Below are 22762 nucleotides of genomic sequence, written 5' to 3'. Positions count from 1 at the left end.
GCGCGTCCTCGCACGTCAGGCCGCCCGCGGGTCCCCGGCGTACGCTGAAAGGAACCCGCGCCGCCCCGCGCCGCGCGCCCGACGGGAGGTACCGTCATGACCGCAGGAGCGATCTCGCCCGGGGCCGGGGCGAGGGCCTGGGCACCCGAGACGGTCACGGACGAGCCGTACAACGCCCAGACCCCGACCGCGGCGCTCGCCGAACCCGTCACCCCCGCCGGGGCGCTCTTCGTACGCGACCACTTCGGCATCCCCCGGGCGACACCCCGCACCTGGCGGCTGCGCCTCGAAGGCGCGGTCGCCGCCCCGTTCTCCCTCGGCCACCGGGAACTGGCCGCCCTGCCGCACCGGGAACTCGACGTCGTCGTCGAGTGCGCGGGCAATGGACGCAGCCTGATGACGCCCCGCCCGCCCGGCGTCCCCTGGACCCAACGGGCCGTCGGCTGCGCGCACTTCGCCGGCGTGCCGTTCCACGTCCTCGCGTCCCGGGCCCGGATCGACCCGGCCGCCGTGGAGATCGTCTTCGCCGGTGCCGACTCCGGCAGCGTGCACGGCCGCACCGTCGCCTTCGAGCGCAGCCTCCCGCTGGACGCCGCCCTCCACCCGGACACCCTGCTCGCCACGCACATGAACGGCGAACCCCTCGCACCCGAGCACGGCGCCCCGGTCCGCCTCGTCGTCCCCGGCCGCTACGCCGTCGCCGACGTGAAGTGGCTCGTCGAGGCCCGGGCGGTCACCCGCCCCTTCACCGGCGTCTTCCAGGCGGACGACTACGTGTACGTCGCCTCCCGCGGCACCCCCGACGGCCCGGTCACCACCCTGCGCGTCAAGTCACTGATCACCGAGCCCGAAGCGGACTCCGCCCTCCGCCGCGGCCGCGGGATCCTCGTACGCGGCCGGGCCTGGTCCGGCGCCGGGAGGGCGGTGCGCCGGGTCGACGTACGGGCCGAACTCCTGGAGGCCGGCACCACCGCCGGTGCGGCGCCCTGGCTCCGGGCGGAACTCGACCGGCCGTCCGGCGCGTACGCCTGGACCGGCTGGTCCTGCAGGTGGACCCCGGAACGGCCCGGCCCGTACCGGCTGATCGCCCGCGCGACCGACGACAGCGGCGAAAGCCAGCCGCTCCGCGCCCCCTGGAACGCGCACGGCTACGGCTGCAACCAGGTCGCCTCGGTCGAGGTCGTCGTGGTGTGACGCGAAGGAGGCCGGTGCCGTGCACGAGATCGAGATCCTGACCACCGACTCGCTCGGCGACAGCAGCTACCTGCTCACCAGCGGCGGCGAGGCCGCGCTCGTCGACCCGCAGCGCGACAGCTGGGACCTGATGGAGTCCTGCGCCCGCAGGCGCCTGCGGATCCGGTACGTCCTGGAGACGCACGTGCACAACGACTACGTCTCCGGCGCCCTGGAGGTCCGCGCGGCGACCGGGGCGACGGTCGCCGGCCCGGCCCGCGCCGCGTACGACTTCGACCACCTGCCGCTGGCCGAGGACGACGAGATCGCCTTCGGCGACCTGACCGTACGGGCCATGGCGACCCCCGGCCACACCGCCGAGCACACCTCCTACCTGGTCTTCGACGACGCGGAGGCCCCGGAGGACGTGGCCGCCGTGTGCACCGGCGGCAGCCTGCTCGTCGGTAACGCGGGCCGCACCGACCTCTCCGGCGACGCCCGCACCCAGGAGCTGGCCCGGGCCCAGTACCGCTCGCTGCGCCGGCTCGCGCTGCTGCCCGACGCGACCCGGGTGCTCCCGACCCACGGAGCCGGCAGCTCCTGCGCGGCCGGTCCGCTCTCGCGCGAGCGGACCACCACCGTCGGGGCGGAGCGGCGGACGAACCCCGCGCTGGGCGTGCGCGACGAGGAGGCCTTCGTGGTGGAGCGGACCGAGGGCCTGCCGCCGTACCCCGCGTACTACCACCACATGGCGCCGATCAACCGGCACGGACCGGACGTCCTCGGCCGGCTGCCCGCGCTCCGGCCGCTGACCCCGGCCATGGTGGAGGGCCTGATCGGCGGCGGGGCGCGGATCGTCGACGGACGCGACCGTGCCGCGTTTGCGGAGGCCCACCTGCCCGGCTCGATCTGCGACGAGCTCGACGAGCGGTTCGCGAGCCTGGTCGGCGAGGTCCTGCCGTTCGGCACCCGGCTCGTCCTGATCCTTCCGGAACCGGCCGGGGAGGCCGCCGGCGAGGCCGTGCGGCAGCTGCTGCGGATCGGCTTCGAGAACATCGCGGGACACCTGCCGGGCGGCGTGGACACCTGGGCCGCCGCCGGCCGCCCGGTGCGCACCTTCCGCACCGCGGACGCCGCCGAGCTGGCCGGCCGCCTCGACCGCACCCGCGTCCTCGACGTACGGCCCGAGCGCCCGGAGGGCGGGGTGCCCGGCACGCTCGGCATCCCGCTCGCGGAACTGCCGCGGCGGCTCGGTGAGCTGCCCCGCGACCGGGAGATCTGGACGGTGTGCGGCAGTGGCCGCCGCGCCACGATCGCGGCCAGTCTGCTCGACATGGCGGGGATCCGCGTCACCGCAGTCACCCGCGGCGGAGTGGCCCGCCTGCCGCGCCCCGCGTGACCCGCCGGGGGCCACGAGGGGCCGTGCGGGGCCACGCGGGCGGGGGAGCGGAGGCTGCGGCGACTGGCGGCGCGCGCGTGCGGAGGGATGATGGAGGGGTCTCGGCTGCCGTGAGGGTCGGCGACGGTGAGCGCACAGCCGCGCGAGGGAGGTGACGATCGAGGTGAACGGCCACCCCGACCGCGGCACGCCCCCGCACGACCAGGGCGGTCTGCTGCTGACGGACGGCGCGGCGGGGGCCCTGATCGACACGGACGGCCGCGTCGTCGGCTGGACGCCCGGCGCGGAGGAACTGCTCTCGCTGCCCGCCGGCAGCGTCTGCGACCGCCCCGCCCGGGAACTGCTCGCCGACGGGGACGCCTGGCCCGCCCTGCTCTCCGGGCGCCGCCCGGGAGCCTGGTCGGGCGAGGCGGTGGTACGCACCGGTGACGGCGGGAACCTGCGGGTCGACTTCCAGGTCTGCCCGCTCGCGCCCGAAGGGCCCGCCCGGTACTTCGTCCTCGCGGCCCCGGCCGGAACGGTCGCCCGCTGGCGCCAGGACCAGGCGTTCACCCGGGAGCTGTTCCTGCAGGACCGGGTCGGCCTGGCCGTCTTCGACGACCAGCTGCGGCTGGTCCGTACGAACACCCACCTCCTCCCGTACAGCGGCGTCCCGCGCGACCTGCGCAACCGGCGGCTCGGCGACTTCCTGCGGGTCGAGGACGCGGAAGCGATCGAGCGGCGGCTGCGCGAGGTGCTGCACACCGGCAGCCCGCTCATCCGGGCCGAGGAGACGGCCCGGACCCTCACCAACTCCGGCGGCGGCGCCGTCATGGCGATCACCGCCTTCCGGCTCCAGGACCGTGCCGGGCAGGTACTCGGCGTCACCGCCCTGTTCACCGACGTCACCGCGCCGCGCCGGACCACCGAGCGGCTGGCGCTGCTCCAGCGCGCGACCGCCGCCGTCGGCGCGTCGCTGTCCGCTGCCGGGACCGGCGAGGAGCTGGCCGCGGTGCTGGTGCCCTCGCTCGCCGACCTCGCGGTCGTGGAGATCGCCGAGGCGGTGTTCACCGGCGACGACCCGGCGCCCGGACCCGACGGGCGGCTGACGCTCCGGCGGACCGCGGTGGTGGGGGAGCCGGAGGCGGCCGGACCGCCCGCCGGCGTCGAGGTCCTGGCCGACCCGGAGGCAATGGAGGACATCACCGGCCCGCCGATGTCGATGACGGCCGCGCTTCGTGCCCGCGGCGGCCTCCTCGGCCGCGTGACGGTCCACCGCGACGCGGGCACGCAGCCCTACGAACCGTCCGACCTGGACCTCCTCCGCGAGATCGCCATCCACGCCGGCCTCGCCCTGGACAACGCCCGCCGCTACACCCGGGAGCACCGGGCCGCCGTCGGCCTGCAGCGCAGCCTCCTGCCGCCCTCCCAGACGGACACCGTCGCCGTGACCACGGCCGGTGTCTACCTGCCCGCGGACACCGGCACGGGCGTGGGCGGCGACTGGTTCGACGTCATCCCGCTCTCCTCGGCCCGCGTCGCCCTCGTCGTCGGCGACGTCGTCGGCCACGGGCTGGCCGCCACGGCCACCATGGGCCGGCTGCGCACCGCCGTCCGCACCCTCGCCGACCTCGACCTGGAGCCGGACGAACTGCTCGTCCACCTCGACGACCTGGTCTCCCAGCTCCGCGTCGAGACCGACGACGAGTCGGACCGGGCCGGCGACTCCGACGAGCCGGACGACGCCGACGAGGAGGAACAGGGCGGTCTCGGCGGCCACCCGGCCGGAGGCTGGGAGCGGATCGACCCGGTCGGCGCCACCTGCCTGTACGCCGTCTACGACCCGGTCTCCCGGCGCTGCACGATGGCCTCAGCCGGTCACCCGCCGCCCGCCGTACGGGCCCCGGACGGCAGCGTCGCGTACGTGCCCGTGGACCCAGGACCCCCGCTCGGCGTCGGCGGCCTGCCGTTCGAGACGGCCGAGATCGACCTCGAACCCGGCACCCTCCTCGCCCTCTACACCGACGGCCTGGTCGAAGGCCTCGCCGACGGCCTGCCCGAGGACGCACCGGCCGCCCCCGCCGGTGACGACTACGACGCCGGCACGGCGGAACTCGCCCGCCGCCTGGCCGCGGCCGGTGCCGGCGCACCCACCGTGCCGCTGCGCGAACTCGGCCGCGAGATGGTCGCGGGACGCCCCGCGCACCGCCGTACCGACGACGTCACCCTGCTCCTCGCCCGCACCCACGCGGTCCCCGCCGAGGACACCGCCGCCTGGCCGGTGGAGGCCGACCCGGCCGCCGTCTCCCGCGTCCGGGCCCTGGCCGCCCGACAGCTGACCGACTGGGGCCTGGACGAACTCGCCTTCACCACCGAGCTCGTCCTCAGCGAGCTGGTCACCAACGCCATCCGCTACGCCGGCGGTCCCGTCGAGGTACGCCTCATCCGGGCCGGCCGGCTGACCTGCGAGGTCTCCGACCCCAGCGCCACCCAGCCCCGGATGCGCCGCGCCCGCCTCACCGACGAGGGCGGCCGCGGCCTCTACCTGGTCGCCCAGCTGAGCACCCGCTGGGGCAGCCGCTACACCCGCGACGGCAAGACCATCTGGTCCGAGCAGGACCTCCCGGCCACGCCATGAGAACGCCCCGGTCGGCCGAGGGCGGCGGACCGGGGCGTTCATCGGGGCAGCGGGGTTCAGCGGAGGTCGAAGCGGTCCAGGTTCATCACCTTGTCCCACGCCGCCACGAAGTCGCGGACGAACTTCTCGCCCGCGTCCTGGGACGCGTACACCTCCGAGAAGGCGCGCAGCTGGGAGTGCGAGCCGAAGACGAGGTCGGCGGCGGTGGCGGTCCACCGCGCGTTCCCCGTGGCGCGGTCGCGGCCCTCGAAGACGTTCTCGTCCTCGGCCGACGCCTTCCACTCCGTGCCCATGTCGAGCAGGTTGACGAAGAAGTCGTTGCTCAGCACCCCCGGACGGTCGGTGAGGACGCCGTGGCGGGAGCCCTTGAAGCCGGTGTCCAGCGCCCGCATGCCGCCGAGCAGGACCGTCATCTCGGGGCCGGTCAGGGTCAGCAGGCTGGCGCGGTCCAGCAGGAGCGTCTCCGGCGACAGCTTCTCGCCGCCCCGCAGATAGTTGCGGAAGCCGTCGGCCCGGGGTTCGAGCACGGAGAACGACTCGACGTCGGTCTGCTCCTGGGCCGCGTCCGTGCGGCCCGGTGCGAACGGGACCGTGATCTCGAACCCGGCGTCCCGCGCCGCCTGTTCGACGGCCGCGCAGCCGCCGAGGACGATCAGGTCGGCGAGCGAGACCTTCTTGCCGCCGGACTGCGCGCCGTCGAACTCCTGCCGGAGGCCGTCGAGGGTCCGCACGGTCTCCTTCACCTCGGGCAGGTCGTTGACCTCCCAGTCCCGCTGGGGCGCGAGACGGATCCGGGCGCCGTTGGCGCCGCCGCGCTTGTCGGTGCCGCGGAAGCTCGCTGCCGACGCCCAGGCCGTGGCGGCCAGTTGGGAGACGGAGAGGCCGGAGGCCAGGATCCGGCGCTTGAGCTCGGCGACGTCCGCGTCGCCGATCAGCTCGTGATCGACGGCGGGGACGGGGTCCTGCCACAGCTGCGGCTCCGGGACCCACGGGCCGAGGTAGCGCGAGGCGGGGCCCATGTCGCGGTGCAGCAGCTTGTACCAGGCCTTGGCGAACGCCTCAGCGAGCCGGTCCGGGTTCTCGTGGAAGCTCTTCGCGATCGGCCCGTAGACCGGATCCAGCTTCAGTGAGAGGTCCGTCGTCAGCATCATCGGGGCGTGCCGCTTCGACGGGTCGTGCGCGTCGGGCACGGTGCCCTGGGCCGAAGGGTCCGTGGGCGTCCACTGCTTGGCGCCCGCGGGGCTGGTCGTCAGCTCCCACTCGTACCCGAACAGGTTGTCCAGGTACCCGTTGTCCCATTGCGTCGGCGCGGTGGTCCAGGCGCCCTCGAGTCCGCTGGTGAGCGTGTCGGCGCCCTTGCCGCTGCCGTACGTGTTCCGCCAGCCGAGGGCCTGCTGCTCCATGGGTGCGCCCTCGGGCTCCGGGCCGACGTACGAGGCGTCGACGGCGCCGTGACACTTGCCGAACGTGTGGCCGCCGACGATGAGCGCCACCGTCTCCTCGTCGTTCATCGCCATCCGGCCGAAGGTCTCACGGATGTCCCGGGCGGCTGCGACGGGGTCCGGATTCCCGTTGGGGCCTTCGGGGTTGACGTAGATGAGCCCCATCTGCACGGCGCCGAACGGACCGGCGAGCTCCCGGTCGCCGCTGTACCGCTCGTCGCCGAGCCAGGTGTCCTCCGGTCCCCAGAAGATCTGCTCGGGCTCCCAGATGTCCTCGCGTCCGAAGCCGAAGCCGAACGTCGTGAACCCCATCGACTCCATGGCGCAGTTGCCGGCGAACACCAGAAGGTCGGCCCAGGAGATCTTCCGGCCGTACTTCTGCTTGACCGGCCAGAGCAGCCGGCGCGCCTTGTCGAGACTGGCGTTGTCCGGCCAGCTGTTGAGCGGGGCGAAGCGCTGCGCGCCCCTTCCGCCGCCGCCCCGGCCGTCGGCGATGCGGTACGTGCCCGCCGCGTGCCAGCTCATCCGGATGAACAGCGGACCGTAGTGACCGTAGTCCGCGGGCCACCAGTCCTGGGACGTCGTCATCACGTCGAAGACGTCCTGCTTCAGCGCGTCGAGGTCGAGCGTCGCGAACTCCGCCGCGTAGTCGAACTCCTCGCCCATCGGATCGGACAGGGGCGAGTGCTGATGGAGGACCCGAAGGTCCAGTTGATTCGGCCACCAGTCCTCGTTGGTCCTGGGACGGGTGTCCGTGGGGGTGGGGGAGGGGATTGCCGGGTTCTCGCTCTCGCTGCCGGACACGTACCGTCCTTCTTCCTGTCTCGGTTTCTTCCTGAGCCGCTGCGGCGCTCGGCTCGTATGGTCGCGCACGACGGACCGTGCGGCACGAAAACACGCAGAGGGGCCATACGGGACAAACGGATTCTCGGCCGACGCCGGGGCGCCGGCCGAGCCGTCAGCCTCTGTCCAGGACCGCCGTGAGGGCCCGCCGCAGCGCCGCTTCGGGATCCGCCGACGTGCCCACCGACCGCCATGCGACGAACCCGTCGGGGCGGACCAGGACCGCGCCGTCCGCGCCGATGCCGTGGGTTTGCGCCCAGTCGACGTCGCCCTCGGGGGAGAGCTCGGCCTCGGGCGCGTCGCCGACGCGGTAGGCGTCGAGCGGTACGGAGAGACGTGCCGCCAGGCGTTCCGCGGCGGCGTGCCAGCCGCCCGCGCCGCCCGCCGAACTCAGCAGCACCAGGGACCGCTCGTACAGGTCGAGGGTGGAGATCCGGCTACCGGCGCGCTCGACCCACAGGTGGGGCGCCCGGGTGCCGGGCTCGCCGGCCAGCCGCAGCGCGTCGGGCACGACCGGAACGGTCCGGTCCGCGTCCTGGACCGCGCCCTGCGGGTAGCGGTAGCCGAGCACCACGTTGAGGATGCCGCCCTTCCGCCCGCCGGGGCCGCTGCCCGGACGGCCGCCAGGACCGCCGGCCGGACCGCCGCCAGGGCCGCCGCCGGGCCCGCCGACTCCGGGCCCGCCCGCTTCGGGCCCGGGCGTGTATCCGGGGTGGCTGTGCTCGACCGAACGCGACGAGGCGCGGATGCTCGTCGCCTCGGCGACCGGCCGGCGCTCCGCGTCGTACGACGCGAGCAGGCCGGGACCGGCCCAGCCGCCCAGAACCGCGGCCAGCTTCCAGGCGAGGTTGTGCGCGTCCTGGATACCGGTGTTGGAGCCGAACGCCCCGGTGGGCGGCATCTCGTGGGCGGAGTCTCCGACGAGGAACACCCGCCCGTCCGCGTACCGTTCGGCGACCCGCTCGGCTGCGTGCCACGGCGCCCGGTCGGTGATCTCGACGTCGAGGTCCGGCACCCCGACGGCCCGCCGGATGTGCTCGCGGCACCGTTCGTCGGTGAACTCCTCCAGGGTTTCCCCGAGTTCGGGGTGCCAGGGGGCGTGGAACACCCAGCGCTCCCGGTTGTCCACCGGCAGCAGGGCGCCGTCAGCGGCCGGGTCCGTCAGGTAGCAGACGACGAAGCGCCGGTCTCCGACGACGTCCGCGAGGCCGCGCGAGACGAACGTGATGCTCACGTTGTGGAACAGGTCGCCGGGGCCGTTCCGGCCGATGCCGAGGCTCTCGCGGATCGGGCTGCGCGGGCCGTCCGCCGCGACCAGGTAGTCCGCGCGCACGGTGGTGTGCTCGCCGGTCTCGCGGCTCTTGACCCGCGCGGTCACGCCCTCGGCGTCCTGCTCGAACGACATCAGCTCCGTCGAGAACCGCAGGTCTCCGCCCAGCCGCCGGGCGTGGTCGAGGAGCACCGGCTCGAGGTCGTTCTGGCTGCACAGACACCACCCGGACGGGCTGAAGCGGGCGAGGCCGCCGCCGGGGTCGATCTCCTTGAACAGCCACTCGCCGGCGTCGCCGACCAGGCTCGGCGTCTGCAGGATGCCGTTGTTGCCGGCGAGGACCGACGCGGCCTCCCGGATGCCCTGCTCCACCCCGGCCCCGCGGAACAGTTCCATCGTGCGCACGTTGTTGCCGCGGCCGCGCGGGTGCACCGAGGTGCCCGCATGCCGCTCGACGAGCGTGTGCGGCACGCCGAGCCGGCCCAGGAACAGCGAGGTGGACAGGCCCACCAGGGAGCCGCCCGCGATGAGCACGGGCGTGCGGAGACCGGCCTCGCCGGCCCCTTCGAATCCAGTCATTGATCTTCTCCGGCGCCGCACGCGCGACGCGATTCGGGGATGGGATGCAGATTCATGCCCGTTCGGGCCCGGGTCCGCGTGCCCGGGGCACCCGGATGACGCGCAGTTCACTCGTCCGCTCCGTGGGGCGTGCGCGCCGTCGCGGCTCCTGTCAACGATCGGCACATGACGACCCCGGCGTGTCGTGCCGGAAGTCGTCCGAACCTCCCTGAGAAGTGAACCTGAGAAGAGAAGAGGTGTGCCGGATGACTCCCTCGGGACGCGTGTCGCAGTCCGCGTTCGACGGCTCCAGGCTGCGGGTGATCCTGCTGCTCGACCTGTACGAAGGCGCCCAGCAGCAGTTCCTGGACGCGTACGAGACGATGCGCAGGCAGGTCGCCTCGGTCCCCGGTCACATCAGTGACCAGCTCTGCCAGTCGATCGAGAACCCCTCGCAGTGGCTCATCACCAGCGAGTGGGAGAGCGCCCCGCCGTTCCTCGCCTGGGTGAACAGCGAGGAGCACGTCGAGACCGTCCGGCCGATGCACAGCTGCGTCCGGGACACGCGCTCGATGCGGTACAGCATCCTCCGCGAGACCAGACCCGACCGGCCGGTCGAGCCGGGCGTACAGGCGCCGGGCACGCAGGCGGAAGCCCGGGTGGGCGAGGGCGTGGTGCGCCACGCCATCACCTTCACCGTCAAGCCGGGCTCCGAATCGAAGGTCGCGGAGATCCTGTCCGGGTACGAGTCGCCCCGTGCCCGGGTCGACGACAGCACCCGGCTGCGCCGCACCTCGCTCTTCATGCACGGCAACCGCGTCGTACGGGCCGTCGAGGTCGAGGGCGACCTGCTCGCCGCCCTGCGGCACGTCGCCCGCCAGCCCGAGGTGCGCGCGGTCGAGGAGGCCATCAACCCGTACCTGGAGCAGGACCGGGACCTGAGCGACCCGGAGTCGGCGCGGGTCTTCTTCACCCGGGCGGCCCTCCCCGCCGTCCACCACGTGGTGTCCGACCGGCCGGCCCCCGAGGGCCTGCGGCGGCACGCGCTGTACTACCCGGCCGCGAAGGGCCGCGGGACGGACCTGGCCCGGCTGCTCGCCCACCAGGACGAGGCCGCGGCGGCCGACCCGGACAGCCCCGTGTACGGCAGCACCGTCTTCCTGCGCGACGACATCGTGGTGCGCCTCGTCGACGTCACCCGCGACATCGACCTGGACCCGGTCGCGTCCCTCGGCATCAAGGGCCCCGGGAAGGCCGCCGAGCTGGAGCGGCTGCTCGACGGCGCCGCGATCGGCGTCGAGGGCTCCCTGGAGACGGACCGCAACATCAACCGGCTGCTGTCGCACGCCGACATGCTCCCCGTCACGGACCGCACCGCCGGTTCCTGACCGACAGCCGCGGCCCCCGGGCCGCCGCTCCCCAGCACGTCCCTGCCACACCCGGAGGTACCAACCATGCTCAAGCAGCTTCCCCGCATCGTGAACCTCAGCGATACGGAACCCAACCGCAGGCGGGGCGGTGATCTGCGCGCCATGCTGACGCCTGCCACCGTGGGTTCGACCAGCGGCTTCATGGGCCTGGCCATCGTTCAGCCCGGCGAGCGCATCGGCGAGCACTACCACCCGTACTCCGAGGAGTTCGTGTACGTCGTCTCCGGCGCGCTCGAAGTGGACCTGGACGGCGAGACGTTCGCGCTCCAGCCCGACCAGGGACTGCTGATCCCGATCGACGTGCGGCACCGCTTCCGCAACGTCGGGGACGTGGAGGCCCGCATGGTCTTCCACCTGGGACCGCTCGCTCCCCGGCCGAGCCTCGGCCACGTCGACACCGAGGTCACCGACGAGGTGCCGGCCCCCGAGCCGACCGGGGCACTCGAGTGAACCGGCGTGTGGCCGTCACGGGCATAGGCGTGGTCGCGCCGGGCGGCACCGGGGCGCAGGCGTTCTGGGACCTCCTGGCCGACGGCCGCACGGCCACCCGGGGCATCACCCTCTTCGATCCGGTCGGCCTGCGCTCACGGATCGCCGCCGAGTGCGACTTCGACCCGTACGAGCACGGCCTCGACCCGGAGCTGAGCGAACACGCCGACCGGTACGTCCAGTTCGCGGTCGTCGCCGCCGGAGAGGCGGTACGCGACTCCGGACTCGACGCCGACCGGGAGGACCCCTGGCGGGTCGGTGTCTCCCTGGGCAGCGCCGTCGGCGGCACCACCCGGCTGGAGCACGACTACGTGCTGGTCAGCGCGGGCGGGCAGCGCTGGGACGTGGACCACCGCGCGGCCGATCCACAGCTGCACATGGCGTTCTCGCCGAGCACACTCGCCTCGGTCGTGGCCGAGCGGTTCGGGGCCCGGGGCCCGGTGCAGTCCGTCTCCACGGGCTGCACCTCCGGGCTCGACGCGGTCGGCTACGCCTTCCACACCATCCAGGAGGGCCGGGCGGACGTCGTCATAGCCGGCGCGTCGGACTCGCCGATCTCTCCGATCACCATGGCCTGCTTCGACGCGATCAAGGCGACGTCGCCCGACAACGACGACCCGGAGCACGCCTCCCGGCCGTTCGACGCCGACCGCAAGGGCTTCGTGATGGGCGAGGGCGCCGCCGTCCTCGTCCTGGAGGAGTACGAGCACGCCCGCGCCCGCGGCGCGCACGTGTACTGCGAGATAGGCGGCTATGCCACGTACGGCAACGCGTACCACATGACCGGTCTGACCGGCGAAGGACTGGAGATGGCCCGGGCGATCGACGCCACGCTCGACCAGGCCAGGCTCGATCCCACGCTGATCGACTACGTCAACGCGCACGGCTCGGGCACCCGGCAGAACGACCGGCACGAGACCGCCGCCGTGAAGCGGTCCCTGGGCGCGCACGCCTACGACACCCCGATGAGCTCCATCAAATCCATGGTAGGCCATTCGCTCGGCGCGATCGGCGCGATCGAGGTCGCGGCCTGCGTCCTGGCGCTGAAGCACCAGGTGGTGCCGCCCACGGCGAACTACCAGACCCCCGACCCGGAGTGCGACCTGGACTACGTGCCGCGCACGGCCCGCCCGCGGAAGCTGCGCAACGTGCTCTCGGTCGGCAGCGGATTCGGCGGGTTCCAGTCCGCGGTGCTCCTGACCGGGCCCGGCGGGAGGACAGCACGAGCACCAGGCGGGAGGACAGCATGAGCACACAGCGCCCTCGACGCGCGGTCGTCACCGGGATCGGCGTGATCGCTCCCAACGGGCTGAGCGCCGAGGCCTACTGGAAATCGGTCGGTGAGGGCCTCGGCGTCCTGGACCGGATCACCCGCGAGGGATGCGAGCACCTGCCGCTCAAGGTCGCGGGCGAGGTCCGCGCCTTCGACGCCGCGGCGCTCATCGACGAGCGCTTCCTCGTCCAGACCGACCGGTTCACCCACTTCGCCATGGCCGCCGCCGCTCTCGCCCTCGACGACGCGGGCCTGGGCCGGGACGGGCCCGAGGATCCGTTCTCGATCGGCGTGGCGACCGCCGCCGGTTCCGGCGGCGGCGAGTTCGGCCAGCGCGAGCTGCAGAAACTGTGGGGCCAGGGCTCCAAGTTCGTCGGCCCGTACCAGTCCATCGCCTGGTTCTACGCCGCCAGCACCGGCCAGATCTCCATCCGCAGCGGCTTCAAGGGGCCGTGCGGAGTCGTCGCGAGCGACGAGGCCGGCGGTCTGGACGTCATCGCCCATGCCGCCCGTGCCGTGCAGCGCGGGACCGGCACGATGGTCGTCGGGGCGGCGGAGGCCCCCCTCGCCCCGTACTCGATGGTGTGCCAGCTCGGCTACCCCGAGCTCAGCACCGTCGAGGACCCGGACCGCGCCTACCGCCCGTTCACGGCGGCGGCCTGCGGCTTCGTGCCCTCGGAGGGCGGTGCGATGCTCGTCGTGGAGGACGAGGACCGCGCCCGCGAGCGGGGCGCGGCCGTGCGGGCCACCGTCGCGGGCCACGGGGCCACGTTCACCGGAGCCTCCCGCTGGGAGGCGTCCCGGGAAGGGCTCGCCCGCGCGATCCGCGTCGCTCTCGACGAGGCCGACTGCGCCCCGGAGGAGATCGACGTCGTGTTCGCCGACGCCCTGGGCGTACCGGAGGCCGACCGGGCCGAAGCGCTCGCGATCGCCGACGCCCTGGGGCCGCACGCCGCCCGCGTACCCGTCACGGCGCCCAAGACCGGCACCGGTCGGGCCTACTGCGGGGCACCCGTGCTGGACACCGCGGCCGCGGTGCTCGCCATGGAACACGACCAGGTGCCCCCCACCCCCAACGTGTTCGACATCTGCCACGACCTCGACCTGGTGATGTCCCGCGCTCGCCCCGCCGAGCTGCGCACGGCCCTCGTCCTCAGCAGGGGACTCATGGGATCCAACGCGGCGCTGGTCGTGCGCCGCGGCGGCGACTCCGCCCGGTAGGACCGGGCGGGAAGGAGGAACACATGATCACCACCGAAGTGACCTTCGACGAGCTGGCCGCGCTCATGAAGCAGGCGGCCGGTGTGACCGTCGGCGCCCGCGAGCTGGAGCAGGTCGCCGGGGAGCCGTTCGGCGCGCTCGGTGTCGACTCGCTCGGCCTGCTGGGCATCGTCGGCGAGCTGGAGAACCGGTACGGCCGCTCGCTGCCCAACGACGCGGAGCGGAGCAGGACGCCCGCCGAGTTCATCGAACTCGTCAACACCACCCTCAGGACAGGAGCCTGACGTGTCCGGACACACCGACAACAGCATCACCATCGACGCCCCGCTCGACCTCGTCTGGGACATGACCAACGACATCGAGAACTGGCCGCACCTCTTCAGCGAGTACGCGTCCGTCGAGGTGCTCTCCCGCGAGGGCGAGGCGACGACCTTCCGCCTGACCATGCACCCGGACGAGTCCGGGAAGGTCTGGAGCTGGGTCTCGGAACGCGTCCTGGACCACGACAGGAAGGTCGTCCGGGCCCGCCGCGTCGAGACCGGCCCCTTCGCGCACATGAACATCCGGTGGGAGTACGTCCAGCTGCCGGGAGGCGTCCAGATGCGCTGGACGCAGGACTTCGCCATGAAGCCCGACGCCCCGGTCGACGACGACTGGATGACCGACAACATCAACCGCAACTCCCGCACGCAGATGGCGCTCATCCGGGACCGCATCGAGCAGGCCGCCCGGGACCGCCGGCAGTCGCCGGTCGCACCCGGCTGACCGCCTCCCGGAAGGACACCCGATGCACCACACCCTGATCGTGGCCCGCATGGAGCCCGGCTCGGCTCCCGCGATCGCCGACGTGTTCGCGGACTCCGACCGCGGCGAACTCCCGCACCTGGTGGGCGTGAACCGGCGCAGCCTCTTCCAGTTCGGCGACGTCTACCTGCACCTCATCGAGACCGAGCAGGACCCGGCGCCGACCATCGCGAAGCTGACCGGCCACCCCGAGTTCCGGAGCGCCAGCGACCGACTGTCCGCGTACGTCACCGCGTACGACCCGCTGACGTGGCGCGGCCCCAAGGACGCCATGGCGCAGTGCTTCTACCGCTGGGAGCGGGACCCCCGCTCCTGACGGCGACCGGGCCGGACAATCCCGAGGCCGCCGACTCCGCGAAGACGCGGGGCCGGCGGCCTCGGGATGTGGCCGGGTGCTGCCGTGCTCAGGCGGGCACGGTGCACTCGAAGGCGTGCAGATAGGCGTTGACCGGGCGGATCTCACCGATGACGAGCCCCGCGTCCGTCAGTCGCTCGACCATGCTCTGGCGGGTGTGCTTGGCGCCACCGACATTGAGCAGGAGCAGCAGGTCCATGGCCGTCGTGAACCGCATCGACGGAGTGTCGTCCACCAGGTTCTCGATCACGACGACCCGGGCGCCGGGCCGCGCCGCCTTCCGGACGTTGGCCAGCGCCCTGCGGGTGCTGTCGTCGTCCCACTCCAGGATGTTCTTGATGATGTAGAGGTCCGCCCGGACCGGGATGTCCTCGCGGCAGTCGCCCGCCACGACCCGGACCCGGGAGGCCAGCGCCCCGCCCTCGCGCAGCCGCGGATCGGCGTTCCCCACCACGCCCGGCAGGTCGAGCAGGGCGCCCTGCAGGTCGGGATGCCGCTCCAGCAGGCTCGCCAGGACGTGCCCCTGCCCGCCGCCGATGTCGGCGACGGAGGACACGTCCCGGAGGTCGAGGAGCTCCGCGACGTCCCGGGCCGACTGCTCGCTCGACGTCGTCATGGCCCGGTTGAAGACGTACGCGGACTCGGGCGCGTCCTCGTTGAGGTACGAGAAGAACTCCCGGTCGTACACGTCCTCGAAGACGTTGCGGCCCGAGCGCACGGCCTCGTCGAGCTTCGGCCAGACGTCCCATGTCCACGGCTCGGTGCACCACAGCGCGATGTAGCGCAGGCTGTGCGGATCGTCCTCGCGGAGCAGCCGGGACATCTCGGTGTGTGCGAACGTGCCGTCGGGCAGCTCCGTGAAGACGCCCTGGCAGGACAGCGCCCGCAGCAGCCGGCGCAGCGTGCGCGGCTCGGTGCGCACCGCAGCCGCCAGGTCCTCCACGGACATCGGGGTGTCGCCCAGGGCGTCGGCCACGCCCAGGCGGGCGGCCGCGCGCACGGCGGCGGCGCAGGCCGCCCCGAAAACGAGCTCCCGCAGGCGCATGGGCGCCGGGGGAGCCGGATCAACCGTCGTCATGTGTTGCCTTGCCTTTGCTGTGTATGGGTGGCCCCGTGTGGGGGATCGGGGTCGGAGGTGCGGCCGGTCAGCACATGCCGGTGGGCTCCGAGACCTTGCAGGTGTTGCCGGTGAAGGAGTTGCCCACGCCGGTGTCCCGGTCGGCCAGGTCCGCGGTGCCGTTGCGCAGAACCACGTTGTCGCGGATCTCGTTCTGCTCGTTCGGGGCGCCCACGAAGCTCTTGAACAGCACGATGCCGCCCGAGAGCGGGGAGGAACCCACGTTGTCCACGACCCTGTTGCGCTCCACCAGCGTCTCCTCGGCGCCGGTGAGGACGATGCCCGAGCCCTGCAGGAAGGGCAGGCGCGGGGTCTTCGGGCAGTACTTGTTGTTGGCCTCGACGAGGTTCCGGCGCAGGGTGGCCCGGGCGCGCGGCTTGGACTCGTCGCCCACCACGAACACCCCGGCGCAGTTCTTCGTCACATGGTTGCGCTCGACGGTCACGTTCCGCAGGCGGCGTACCGTGATGCCGATCCGGTTGCCGGACGTGAGGTTGTGGCTGATCAGCGTGCCTCTGGCGTCCGTGGAGCCGTGCTCCCGGTCGACGGTGTTGGCGAGGAACAGCCCGGCGTCGCCGTTGTTCCGGGTGATGTTGTGGCGGAACTCGCCGCGTACGGCCCGCTCCAGGCCGATGCCCCATTTCCCGTTCTTGTCGGCGACCACGTGCCGGATCTTCAGCCGGTCGGTCCACGTCGCCCACAGGCCGTTGGCGGTGAAGCCGCGGAGGGTGAGCGAGCGGATGGTGACGCGTTCGACGGGGCGGTTCTCCGACCCGGCCACGCAGATGCCGTTGCCGGCCTCGGCGCACGCGTTGCCGGCGGCGGCCCTGTCGGCCGCCTTCCCGGGCTCGATGACCGTGGGGAAGATGCCGGACCCGCGCAGTGTCAGGTTCGACGTGGTGATACGGACGCTCTCCCGGTAGACACCGGGAGAGAGAAGGACGGTGTCACCCGGCTTCGCGGCGTCGACGGCCTTCTGGATGGATTGGCCGGGCTTCACCCGGTGCACCGTCGAGTGGGCGGCCGTGGGGGCGGCGGCACCCAGCCCCGTGGCCACGACAGCCGCGGTGCATGCCAGGTGGGCGATCTGTCGTCTGGTCATGTGCCGAAGCTAAGAGCGGGTGTTCCGGCCTGCCACCGCTGATCGGCCGGCCGGGCCAGGGCGTACCTCATTGCGACGCACGCGACCGCCCCCGAGCGGCCCGCCCCACGACCGCCGCGCCCCCCGGCCGGGCCTACGGCGCTCCGCCGTCCGCGGCCACGCGGAAGCCGATGTTGCCGGTGGAGCTGTCGGGAGTGTTGGAACTGCGGGCGGCGACGCGGTAGCGGTTGCAGTACGAGTCGTGGCAGAGGTACGAGCCGCCGCGCATCACCCGGCTCGTCTCCGGGGCGAACCAGTCGGCGCACCACTCCCAGACGTTGCCCACGACGTTGTGGAGACCGTAGCCGTTGGGCCGGAAGGCGGTCACCGGGGCCGTGCCCGCGTAGCCGTCCTCGGCGGTGTTCAGGGTGGGGAAGTCGCCCCGCCAGATGTTGCACATGTGCCGGCCGCCGGGGGTGAGCTCGTCGCCCCAGGGGTAGCGGCGCTGCTCGAGTCCGCCGCGGGCCGCGTACTCCCACTCCGTCTCGGTGGGCAGCCGGGTACCGGACCAGGCGCAGTACGCCTGGGCGTCGTTCCACGAGACATGGACCACGGGGTGGTTCTGGCGGCTGGTGACCGACGATCCGGGGCCTTCCGGGCTGCGCCAGCTCGCCCCGGGAACCGCCCGCCACCAGGGGACGGCTGCCACCGCCCGGGCGGTGGCAGCAACCTCGTCGCTCAGGAAACCGCCGAACACGAAGGAGAAGCCGAAGTGCTCGGCCTCGGTGACATGGCCGGTGTCCTTCACGAACGTGGCGAACTGCGCGTTGGTCACCGTCGTGGGGGCGATGCGGAACGGCCCGACCTCGGCCGCGCGCACCGGCCCCTCGCCGTCGTCCGGGAACCCGTCCGGGTCGTCCGTGCCCATGAGGAAACGCCCGCCCGGCAGGTCGACGAGTCGTCGCGCCGCCCGCTGGGCGGCCGCGGTGCGGGGCGGGGGCGGGGGCGCGAGGGAGAGGGACAGGGAGAGGATCCCGGCGGCGGCGTCGCCGTGACCGGGGGTGCAGCAGGAAGGCATGGCGGCTCCGTCCGAGGGGAGGGGGAGAGGGACGGGCGTCCCGCGGCGGCTCGCCGCGGGACGCCCCGCGGGGTCGCTAGGCGACGCGGTCCGCGGCGAGCTGCGCCTTCAGGGCGGGGATGCCGAGGTTCTGCTCCTCCGTGGGCGTGGCCTGGTACAGCTTGTTCGTCAGCTGGTACGGGTCGGCGGCGAGGTCGTAGTACTCGCGGAACTTCACCGCACCCGTGCCCGAGACGTTGCCGTCGCCGTCGGTGGTGAGCTCGTAGTACTCCGTGTACTGCTTGTCCTTGGCGACGTACGACGACCAGGTGGGCGGTCCGCCCGCGGCCGTGCCCTGCTTCCACCACTCGACGAGCAGGTGGTCGCGGCTGTACGAGGTCAGCAGCGACCTGCCGTCGACCGAGTGGGCGGGGCTGATCCCGGCCGCGTCGAGAACGGTCGGGGCGATGTCGATGTTGGCGGTGATGCGGCTGTCGGTGGTCCCCGCGCCCAGGCCGCCGGCCGGCCAGGAGAGGTAGAACGGAACCTCGTGCGCCGGACGGTAGGGCACCGACTTCTTGGTCCAGCCGTGGTCGGCCCAGGTGAAGCCGTTGTCCGCGATGTAGATGACCAGGGTGTTGTCGAGCTGGCCGAGCGCCTGGAGCTTGTCCTTGAACGCCTGGACCGCGTCGTCCACGGTGAGCAGGGTGCGGAGCTGCTCCGCGCGGATCTGCTGCCCCTCGGCGAGCGTGCCGGTCGCGTTCTTGATGTAGCCCGGCTTGTCGGCGCGGTCGTTCTCCGGGACGGACGGCCTGCCGTTCCACTCCGGGACGGCCGTTCCCGCGTACTTCGCCTCGGGCGTGCGCGGGCCGTGGGAGGCGTACGGGGTGACGTACGCGAACCAGGGCCGGGAGTCGGTCGCCGCCTTGTCGAGGAAGTTCAGGGTGCGGTTCTTGACGATGTTGGTGGTGTAGCCGTTGATCGTCTGGACGGTGCCGTTGACGTTCCACTGCGCGTCGACGTAGCCCGGCTGGAGCAGCGCGAACTCCTCGAAGTGCGGGGGGTTGTCCGACAGGGTCCAGGAGTTGAGCCACTTGCCGAACAGGCCGGTGCGGTAGCCCGCCTGCTTCAGGTAGCGGGGCAGCGTGGTGCTCTGGTCCAGCTCGTAGGAGGCCCCGTTGTTGAGGACGCCGTGGTTGTGGGCGTAGCGCCCGGTGAGGACCGACGAGCGCGAGGGGGAGCAGAGCGGGGTCGTGACGTGCCCGTTGGTGAACTTCACGCCCTGGTCGGCCAGCCAGGCGGTGGTCTTCGGGAGGGCCCATTCGGTGTGCTTGGGCTGATCGTCGGTGACGATCAGCAGGATGTTCGGGCGGGTGGTGGCGGCGGCCGGACCACCGGCTGCCACCTGCGCGATGGCGGGAACCGCCGCGGCGGCCGCGGCGGCCGCCGAACCGGCGAGGAAGCCGCGTCGGCTGACGGGCGTTCTGCGGTTTTCGCTCATGGGGAGTCTTCTCCGGAGTCTCGTACGGGCACGGCGGAACGGTCGCCGTGAAGGGGGAGGGGAGAGAGAAGGAGAGAGACGGGAGTCGGGCAGCGGCGGCCGGCCGGCCCGAGAGGGGCCGGCGCGGCGCGCGGTGCCAGGTGGGGATCCCGTGCGAAGGGGCGTCGTTACGATCGCGCCCGGGCGACCGTACACAGCGCGCTCGCCAGCCTGCCGAGATCGAGGTGGCGGCGAGCAGTGAGAGTGCTTCCTGCTGCCATGACGACGAGCCTAGGGGCGTGGCGCACGCCGGTCCATGTACGGCATGTGAAGTGTCGAACTCCGCTTCCTCCGACGCCCGTTCGGCGTCGTCACGACACGGCTCGGGACGCGTAGGAGCGGACGTCCGCGTCCGGGTCGGAGGTGGCTGCGGCCAGGGCCTCGCGGGCGTCCGGCTCGCCGCCGTGGGGGAGGAGCGCGAGCACGGCGGCCTTGCGGACGTCCGCGTTGGCGTCGGCCAGGGCCCCGGCGAGGGCCGGGACCGCCTCGGCGGGCGGCGCCGCCCGGAGCGCGGTCGCGGCGCCCACCCGCACCTGCCAGGCCGGGTCCCCGAGCGCCGCCGCGGCCCGCGCGGCGTAGGACGGCGGGCAGCCGGTCGCGGCCAGCGCGCCCAGTGCGGCGGCGCGGACGAGCGGGTCCGCGTCGTCCAGCAGCGGGTCGAGCGGCGCCGGGGCCGGGGCGTGCACGGCCGCGAACCCGCGGGCCACCGCGACCCGGACCTCGCGGTCCGGGTCGCCGGCGGCGACCGCCAGCTCCACCACGGCGTCGACCGAGACCAGCGCCCGGACGGCGGTGACCCGTACCTCGATGTCGTCGTCGGCCAGCAAGGCGGCGTACACCCCGGCCTCCCCCAGCCGCAGCGCGCGCAGCACGTCGAGCGCGGCGGCCCGGACGGCGGGATCGGCGACACCCAGCGCCTTCCGCAGCCCGGAGCCCAACTCGGCGTCGGCGGGCAGCACTTCGACCAGCTCGCGCAGTGCGGCCGCGGCTGCGCCCCGGACCTGTGGCACGGGGTCCCGGAGGCGTTCGGCGAGCGCGGGCCCGGTGCCGGCCGGCGTCACCTCGCCGAGGACGGCGACGGCGGCGGCCCGTACCGCGGCGTCGGCGTCGCCCAGGTAGGGGCGCAGGGCGTCCAGGTCGGGGGAATCCTCGGCGAGGGCGAGGAGACGCAGCAACGCGGGGCCGGGCGACACCTCCAGGGCCTCGACCGGGTCCGGCACCGTCGCGTCCGTCACCGTCGCGTCCGGTGCGGTCGTCGGCGTCACCGGGCGGGCGGCCGGGGCGGCGTCCCGCGGGCCGGCCGTGGCCACCGGGACCAGCGCGACCTCGCCCAGCAGCCGCTCCGGCCCCGGCGTCGGCGTGAACTCCGGTACCGGGACGACGTACGGCTCGACCGGACGCGCGGTGAACTCCATCGCACCTGAAGGGGACTTGCGCAGGTCGAGGTGATGCAGCCAGCCCGCGTCGTCCCGGACCGGGTGGTCCATCCGCTCGTGGTACAGCCCCCACCGGGACTCGGTGCGGGCCAGCGACGCCCGGGCGGCCATCTCCGCGCAGTCCCGGATGAAGGAGACCTCCGCGCACCGCATCAGCTCGTGCGGCGTGCGCGCGCCCATCCCGGCGATCTCCTCCGACATCCGGGTGAACGCCTCCACGGCCAGCGACAGTTTCGCCCCGGACTTCGGCGGTGCGACGTAGTCGTTGACGAACCGCCGTAGCTTGTACTCCACCTGCGGCTGCGGCGGCCCGTCGGGGTTGCGCAGCGGCCGGTAGACCAGCGCGTGCGCGGCAGCCACCTGGTCCCGGGGCAACTCGCCCTCGTACGTTCGGTACCGCGACGCGTCCTCACCGGCCAGGTCGCCGAAGACGAACGCGCCGATCATGTAGTTGTGCGGGACGCAGGCCAGGTCACCGGCCGCGTACAGCCGGGGCACGGTGGTACGGGCGTGCGCGTCCACCCGTACTCCGGACGCGGAGTGGCCGCCGCAGAGCCCGATCTCCGAAATGTGCATCTCGACGTCGTGGGTGCGGTAGTCGTGGCCGCGGCCGGCGTGGAACGTACCGCGGGTGGGCCGCTCCGTGGTGTGCAGGATCGATTCGACGGCGGTGACCGTCTCCTCGGGCAGATGGCTCAGTTTGAGGTACACCGGGCCCCGGTCGGAGGCGAGTTCGGCCGCGAACTCGGCCATCATCTGCCCCGACCAGTAGTCCGACTCCACGAACCGCTCGCCGTGCCGGTTCACCTGGTAGCCGCCGAACGGATTCGCGACGTACGCGCAGGCCGGCCCGTTGTAGTCCTTGATCAACGGGTTGATCTGGAAGCACTCGATCCCGGTGAGCGCGGCCCCGGCGTGGTACGCCATGGCGTACCCGTCGCCCGCGTTCGTCGGGTTCTCGTACGTCCCGTACAGATAGCCGGAAGCGGGCAGGCCGAGCCGGCCGCACGCCCCCGTCGCCAGGATCACCGCGCCCGCCCGGACGGTGACGAACGCCCCGGTACGGGTGTCGAACCCGGCCGCGCCGACGGCCCGGCCGTCGTCCGGATGGGTGAGCACCCGGACCGGCATGACCCGGTTCTCGATCCGGATCCGCTCGCGCATCTCGCGACGCCGTAGCTGCCGGTAGAGGACTTTCTTGACGTCCTTGCCCTCCGGCATCGGCAGCACGTACGAACCGGACCGGTGCACCTGGCGGACCGCGTACTCGCCGTGCTCGTCCTTCTCGAACTTCACCCCGTACGACTCCAGCCGCCGGACCATCGCGAAGCCGCGGGTCGCGGTCTGCCGGACGGTGGACTGGTCGACGACGCCGTCGTTGGCGCGGGTGATCTCGGCGACGTAGTCGTCGGGCTCGGCCCGCCCGGGAACGATCGCGTTGTTGACCCCGTCCATGCCCATGGCGAGCGCGCCGGAGTGCCGCACGTGCGCCTTCTCCAGAAGCAGCACCCGCGCGCCGCGTTCGGCGGCGGTCAGCGCGGCCATGGTGCCGGCGGTCCCGCCGCCGATGACGAGGACGTCGCAGGACAGCTCGGTCGCGTCGGCGAGGGCGGGGACGGGCAGGGGAGTGTCCACCAGGGTGTCCACGGCAGGTGCC

The 22762-nt window shown here is 73.3% G+C and carries 18 protein-coding genes; 10 read left to right on the top strand and 8 right to left on the bottom strand.

Features of this window, described 5'->3' with window-relative positions:
- Positions 1–96: 96 nt before the first annotated feature.
- The 3 genes from R2D22_RS05185 to R2D22_RS05175 all read left to right on the top strand — a co-directional run bounded on the left by R2D22_RS05185 (position 97) and on the right by R2D22_RS05175 (position 5189).
- The gene (locus tag R2D22_RS05185) at positions 97–1194 is read left to right on the top strand and encodes a molybdopterin-dependent oxidoreductase (protein WP_318101548.1); all 1098 of its coding nucleotides are present in this window, start codon (positions 97–99) and stop codon (positions 1192–1194) included.
- Positions 1195–1213: 19 nt separating this feature from the next.
- Positions 1214–2572 (top strand): MBL fold metallo-hydrolase, encoded by a 1359-nt coding sequence (locus R2D22_RS05180; protein ID WP_318101547.1) that lies wholly within the window; start codon positions 1214–1216, stop codon positions 2570–2572.
- Between the two features lie 151 nt (positions 2573–2723).
- On the top strand, positions 2724–5189 hold the full coding sequence (locus R2D22_RS05175) for an ATP-binding SpoIIE family protein phosphatase (RefSeq protein ID WP_318101545.1): 2466 nt from the start codon (positions 2724–2726) through the stop codon (positions 5187–5189).
- Positions 5190–5245: 56 nt separating this feature from the next.
- Here R2D22_RS05175 and katG read toward each other — a convergent pair whose 3' ends face one another.
- Entirely contained in the window at positions 5246–7435 is a 2190-nt protein-coding gene (gene katG / locus R2D22_RS05170) for a catalase/peroxidase HPI (protein WP_318101542.1), read from the bottom strand.
- A gap of 154 nt (positions 7436–7589) precedes the next feature.
- Complete coding sequence (locus R2D22_RS05165; RefSeq protein ID WP_318101541.1) at positions 7590–9323, bottom strand: FAD-dependent oxidoreductase; 1734 nt, start codon at positions 9321–9323, stop codon at positions 7590–7592.
- A 245-nt stretch (positions 9324–9568) separates the two neighbouring features.
- On the opposite strand from R2D22_RS05165, the gene R2D22_RS05160 reads away from it, so the two are divergent.
- The 7 genes from R2D22_RS05160 (at position 9569) to R2D22_RS05130 (ending at position 14835) form a co-directional block, all read left to right on the top strand.
- Entirely contained in the window at positions 9569–10690 is a 1122-nt protein-coding gene (locus tag R2D22_RS05160) for a SchA/CurD-like domain-containing protein (RefSeq protein ID WP_318101539.1), read from the top strand.
- A gap of 66 nt (positions 10691–10756) precedes the next feature.
- Positions 10757–11182: a cupin domain-containing protein gene (locus tag R2D22_RS05155; protein WP_318101537.1), complete on the top strand. Its 426-nt coding sequence runs from the start codon at positions 10757–10759 to the stop codon at positions 11180–11182.
- A complete protein-coding gene (locus R2D22_RS05150; RefSeq protein ID WP_318101536.1) occupies positions 11179–12471 on the top strand; it encodes a beta-ketoacyl-[acyl-carrier-protein] synthase family protein in 1293 nt (430 codons plus the stop codon). The genes R2D22_RS05155 and R2D22_RS05150 overlap by 4 nt, the downstream gene beginning before the upstream one ends.
- Complete coding sequence (locus R2D22_RS05145; RefSeq protein ID WP_318101534.1) at positions 12468–13715, top strand: ketosynthase chain-length factor; 1248 nt, start codon at positions 12468–12470, stop codon at positions 13713–13715. The genes R2D22_RS05150 and R2D22_RS05145 overlap by 4 nt, the downstream gene beginning before the upstream one ends.
- A 23-nt stretch (positions 13716–13738) precedes the next feature.
- Entirely contained in the window at positions 13739–13999 is a 261-nt protein-coding gene (locus R2D22_RS05140; RefSeq protein ID WP_318101533.1) for an acyl carrier protein, read from the top strand.
- Between the two features lies 1 nt (position 14000).
- Positions 14001–14480: an SRPBCC family protein gene (locus tag R2D22_RS05135; protein ID WP_318101531.1), complete on the top strand. Its 480-nt coding sequence runs from the start codon at positions 14001–14003 to the stop codon at positions 14478–14480.
- A 22-nt stretch (positions 14481–14502) separates the two neighbouring features.
- Complete coding sequence (locus R2D22_RS05130; RefSeq protein ID WP_318101530.1) at positions 14503–14835, top strand: TcmI family type II polyketide cyclase; 333 nt, start codon at positions 14503–14505, stop codon at positions 14833–14835.
- A gap of 88 nt (positions 14836–14923) precedes the next feature.
- Here the strand turns inward: R2D22_RS05130 and R2D22_RS05125 are convergent, their stop codons facing one another.
- The 6 genes from R2D22_RS05125 to R2D22_RS05105 form a co-directional block, all read right to left on the bottom strand.
- On the bottom strand, positions 14924–15952 hold the full coding sequence (locus tag R2D22_RS05125) for a methyltransferase (protein ID WP_318101529.1): 1029 nt from the start codon (positions 15950–15952) through the stop codon (positions 14924–14926).
- A gap of 67 nt (positions 15953–16019) precedes the next feature.
- Positions 16020–17093, bottom strand: coding sequence for a right-handed parallel beta-helix repeat-containing protein (locus tag R2D22_RS05120; RefSeq protein ID WP_318101527.1), 1074 nt, complete (start codon positions 17091–17093; stop codon positions 16020–16022).
- A 133-nt stretch (positions 17094–17226) separates the two neighbouring features.
- Complete coding sequence (locus tag R2D22_RS05115) at positions 17227–18150, bottom strand: formylglycine-generating enzyme family protein (RefSeq protein WP_318101526.1); 924 nt, start codon at positions 18148–18150, stop codon at positions 17227–17229.
- Between the two features lie 76 nt (positions 18151–18226).
- Positions 18227–19630, bottom strand: coding sequence for a sulfatase family protein (locus R2D22_RS05110; RefSeq protein ID WP_318101525.1), 1404 nt, complete (start codon positions 19628–19630; stop codon positions 18227–18229).
- A 167-nt stretch (positions 19631–19797) separates the two neighbouring features.
- Positions 19798–19890, bottom strand: a complete 93-nt coding sequence (locus tag R2D22_RS36085; protein WP_362739322.1) for a putative leader peptide — start codon at positions 19888–19890, stop codon at positions 19798–19800.
- Between the two features lie 90 nt (positions 19891–19980).
- Positions 19981–22752: a fumarate reductase/succinate dehydrogenase flavoprotein subunit gene (locus R2D22_RS05105; protein ID WP_318101524.1), complete on the bottom strand. Its 2772-nt coding sequence runs from the start codon at positions 22750–22752 to the stop codon at positions 19981–19983.
- Positions 22753–22762: the final 10 nt, after the last annotated feature.

The organism is Streptomyces sp. HUAS YS2, assembly GCF_033343995.1.
Taxonomy (GTDB): Bacteria; Actinomycetota; Actinomycetes; order Streptomycetales; family Streptomycetaceae; genus Streptomyces; species Streptomyces solicathayae.
This window is presented reverse-complemented; position numbering and strand designations above follow the sequence as displayed.

Coding starts and splice junctions, on each gene's coding strand:
- R2D22_RS05185 (WP_318101548.1), top strand. CDS start 97: ATGACCGCAGGAGCGATCTCGCCCGGGGCCGGGGCGAGGGCCTGGGCA.
- R2D22_RS05165 (WP_318101541.1), bottom strand. CDS start 9,323: ATGACTGGATTCGAAGGGGCCGGCGAGGCCGGTCTCCGCACGCCCGTG.
- R2D22_RS05160 (WP_318101539.1), top strand. CDS start 9,569: ATGACTCCCTCGGGACGCGTGTCGCAGTCCGCGTTCGACGGCTCCAGG.
- R2D22_RS05155 (WP_318101537.1), top strand. CDS start 10,757: ATGCTCAAGCAGCTTCCCCGCATCGTGAACCTCAGCGATACGGAACCC.
- R2D22_RS05145 (WP_318101534.1), top strand. CDS start 12,468: ATGAGCACACAGCGCCCTCGACGCGCGGTCGTCACCGGGATCGGCGTG.
- R2D22_RS05140 (WP_318101533.1), top strand. CDS start 13,739: ATGATCACCACCGAAGTGACCTTCGACGAGCTGGCCGCGCTCATGAAG.
- R2D22_RS05130 (WP_318101530.1), top strand. CDS start 14,503: ATGCACCACACCCTGATCGTGGCCCGCATGGAGCCCGGCTCGGCTCCC.
- R2D22_RS05125 (WP_318101529.1), bottom strand. CDS start 15,952: ATGACGACGGTTGATCCGGCTCCCCCGGCGCCCATGCGCCTGCGGGAG.
- R2D22_RS05120 (WP_318101527.1), bottom strand. CDS start 17,093: ATGACCAGACGACAGATCGCCCACCTGGCATGCACCGCGGCTGTCGTG.
- R2D22_RS05115 (WP_318101526.1), bottom strand. CDS start 18,150: ATGCCTTCCTGCTGCACCCCCGGTCACGGCGACGCCGCCGCCGGGATC.
- R2D22_RS05110 (WP_318101525.1), bottom strand. CDS start 19,630: ATGAGCGAAAACCGCAGAACGCCCGTCAGCCGACGCGGCTTCCTCGCC.
- R2D22_RS36085 (WP_362739322.1), bottom strand. CDS start 19,890: ATGGCAGCAGGAAGCACTCTCACTGCTCGCCGCCACCTCGATCTCGGC.